At 34.8% G+C, this 3,550-nt stretch carries 1 protein-coding gene; it reads left to right on the top strand.

Annotation, left to right across the window (positions count from 1 at the left end; all coding sequences use genetic code 11):
• Positions 1 to 3,550: hypothetical protein (locus JCM15579_RS20475; RefSeq protein WP_172677482.1), on the top strand; the 3,550-nt coding region annotated here is incomplete at both ends.

The following is a 3,550-nucleotide window of genomic DNA, read 5'->3' as shown; positions in this document are numbered from 1 at the left end:
TTGAGGCATCTATTATTGGGATTTCAGGTAAGGAACTGGTTATTGTAGTTCGATTTAACAATCCATTATCTAGTAATAAAGTTTATTTCGATAATATAGTAGTTAGTGGTGATCCTATTATTGTTGAAAATGATAATCTTACTGTTTTAAAAGAATCGGGGAATCAACTTGGAGAGGTAACAATTAACTCTGATGTTGATACTGAAGCTGAAGCTTTGCCTTGCTTTCGATTCATAATTGACGAAACAGATTCTGCAAGTGATGGTGTTCCTACGAAAATTTCCAGAATGACATTTTATAATTCCAATCCGGAAAATGGTTTGGATTGGGAGAATCAATTAGGAGGTATTGGAATATATTCTGAAGGCAATTGGCTGAATTATAAAACTATGACCATAGGTGCTGATTCGATTTACATTGATTTTTCGGAAGATCAATTAACCATTCCTGAAGGTGCAAAGCGTGAATTTGAACTTAGAGCATACCTGAATTCAGCAAATGAATTGCTTGATGGATTACAACTGCAGTTGGCAATAAGGAAAGATGCAATCGGATTTTCAACATTCGCTAGTGGCTCTGGTTTTGCTGAAAACAATGATTCTATAAGTTCTGCGATTCATTTAATAAATGTAGAAGCTACCCAATTGGTCATGAAAGGTATCCCTGAATCAGTTGTAAGAAATCAATTGTTTCAATTTTCGGTGGAAGCCAAAGATCAATTTGGGAATATGGATACTGATAAGGAAGAACAAATTAGTTTGTCGCTGCAATCAGGAAAAGGAGAATTGATAGCAACTAATGGTTTAAGCAAAAACTTAGTGATAGGTAGCTTGGTGTTTGATTCTTTAAGATACCAAGCTGTAGATACGATTCGGTTAATGGTAGTTGGAGAAAGTTTGCCTGAGTTGATCTCTTCCAAAATTGTCATTGAAAACACATATGAATCTCATGCGGATTCAACTTCATGGATGCCAGAAAATACCCTTCTATCAGCTCTAAATATTCAAAAAAGCGACGCATTTAAACTATTCGAATTTGCTATAAAGGATTCTGGTGATGACGAAGCTCCAACTGTTCTTAAGAAAATTCCTATTGCAAGTGGTGAAAGTAATCAAGCAGATTTTAAGAGGAGCTTAACTGGTTTTTATCTTATGAGGGATAATCGTGAATTGGATGTTGATTTCGAGATTTCAAAGGACAAAATTGATATCTTTTTTCAAGAATCGGAACCAGCTGCAATAGTTAATAGTGAAAGTGAGGCTACCTATTCTCTGTTCGCATATTTTATGGAAGGAGCTTGTGTAGACAAAGAAATAATTCAACTACGGATTGAAAAATCCAGTGAAAAATGGGAAATATCAGAAGAGGATAGTGGACTAAAACCACAGTTTGATAATGAGATATTGGGACCGAAATTAGAATGTGAAGTGAAGGCTGTACAAATGCAGTTTGGTAGGATTCCAAAAACCGTAAAACCCAATGAATTGTTTACCGTTGAGGTAGAATTACTGGACGAATTGGGAAATTTGGATACTGATTTTGATAAGCAGGTGGTAATTAGTTTGGCTGCTGGAACGGGTGAATTGAAATCGGTATCAGGGCTAAAAAAAATTATGGAGAATGGCAAAATGATCTGGACAGATTTGGTGTATGATAAAGCTGAACATTTTACCATTCAAGCAGAAGCGGAAGGTTTTGAAACAATTCTTTCTGAAGATATTTCAAGTGTTGACCAAAATTCGATGCTTATACAAGGGGAGACAATTGTAAATCATCAGTTAATATCCTTATCTGTGACAGAGGAAACTGCGAGTACGGTTCTAAATTTTACGATTGCAGATTCCGCTTCATTTGATGATTTGCCAACCCTTATCAATACCGCAATATTCCATAAAAAAGAACTTCTAAATTCTTTTGATTGGGAAAAACATATTGCAGGAGCTGTAATAAAAAGTAATGGCGAAATTCTTGCACTCAGCAATGATATTGATAATGAACGTATCAAATTTAATTCGAGTAAGGGTTTATTTCAGGTAGGTAATGGAACAGTTCAGAAGTTTGAATTGGCTATATATTTCAAAGAATCCTGTGTGCCTGACAATAAGGAATTTCAAGTGTATATTCCAAAGTCTGATTCAGGCTGGAAGACAGGAATAAATAGTTCGGAATTAAAGGCAAACATGCATGAGGATATGAATTCTGAAATTTTCAGCTTAAATGTAGTAGCTGATAGGATTAACATCGCTTCATCTCCTTTGTTAGTTAAGGATAATTCGGAGCAGTTTAATCTGAAAGTAGTTGCTTGCGATCGATATCAGAACATTGATGTAGATCATTCAGATAAAATAAGTTTGGAATTGATTCAGGGGGATGGTGAATTGATTCACGATACTGAGTTGGATCTTAACAATGGCATTTTGAATGTGAATTCTATTAGTTATTCTGGTAAAAAAGATTTCAAGCTTAGAGTTCATTCGAGTTTAGGTTCAGATTCTTGTACTATTGTATTTGGTCAGAGTTTATTGGACCTTAATTATGATTTTGAAGAACATTCATTGGGTGAGTTTATAAACTCTACAGATTGGTCAATTTCCACGTATCAACCTATTCATGGAAATAAATCCCTAAAGCACAACTTAAGCAACCAGATTGGGAATAGCTATATCTCTCGTAAGTTGGAGAATTGGCGAAGTGAGAATGGAATAACAAGGTGGAGTTTTGTTTTGCGAAATGGTGATTGGGACCCGAGTTCAGGAAATAATTTTGTGTTTCACCTTTGTATGGATGATGAAAATCCTGCCAAAGCTAAAGTCAAATATTCTGTAGGAGTAAACTTAAAAGGCTCTTCAGATATTTTAAGTCTTTGGAAAACGAATAATGGGGAAACTCCAGAAGTATTAGCACAGACGAAATTTGATTGGAACGAAAATGAGGCAATTGCCATTCAGATAGAATATAATGCCAATGGCACATGGAGTTTAGCCTATAATAGAATGGGAGAGAGTAATTCTTGGTACAAATTCGAAGGATTTTCTTCTGAAATTACAGATAAAAGTGAAGAGTTTTATTGTGGGTTGGAGTTTAATTTTGAATCAGCAACACGAGCAGGAGAATTGTGGTTTGATGATTTTCGAGTACAATCCGTTAATACAGCTCCTTTCATTAAGTCATATCAAATAAGTGGACAAGATTCCATTATAATTGCTTTTTCTGAACAGCTTAAAGCGGATCAACAAATGACCTTTGAGAATTTCAAAATTAGCTGTAATGATGAAGAACTGAAAGACTTTATGTTTTCCATCATCGATTCAGGTAGTAAAATTCTGATTATTATGAATTCAGAATTAAAGACAGGTAAATATCAAGTAGAAGTTTTAAACATTACTGATAAAGATGGTGCGACATTGGTTTCAGATTCTATCGCCTTTGAATACTTGGCTCCAGCAAATGAATTTGATGTTGTCATCAATGAAATCATGGCAGATGAAAGTCCAATGCAAGGATTGCCAGAATATGAATACATTGAACTATACAATACCAAAAGCTATTC

This window comes from Marinifilum fragile JCM 15579 (assembly GCF_001310955.1).
Taxonomy (GTDB): Bacteria; Bacteroidota; Bacteroidia; order Bacteroidales; family Marinifilaceae; genus Marinifilum; species Marinifilum fragile.
This window is presented reverse-complemented; position numbering and strand designations above follow the sequence as displayed.